Annotated in this window: 1 protein-coding gene; it reads left to right on the top strand. The window is 41.6% G+C overall.

The features are described from left to right. A partial coding sequence (locus ACSVH9_RS16410) for a hypothetical protein (protein WP_438064643.1) occupies window positions 1-262 on the top strand: 262 nt, incomplete at both ends.

The following is a 262-nucleotide window of genomic DNA, read 5'->3' on the forward strand; positions in this document are numbered from 1 at the left end:
CATTGCTAATGATGATTTAGCTACTAATGTAGATGGATTTTTAGGAGCCACCAATGTACTCAATGCATTAAACAATGACAAGCTCAACGCAAATCCAGTTCAATTATCAGAGATAACAATGACCGTTGTTGACCCAGCGCTACCAATAGCAGGAGGACAAGTTCCATTTTTAGACCCAACAACTGGAGAAGTGTCTGTCCCAGCTGGTACCCCAGCAGGAGGGTATACGATAGTGTATCAAATTTGTGAAAACCTAAACGCA

The sequence above is a fragment of the Flavobacterium sp. RSSB_23 genome, from assembly GCF_051547145.1.
Taxonomy (GTDB): Bacteria; Bacteroidota; Bacteroidia; order Flavobacteriales; family Flavobacteriaceae; genus Flavobacterium.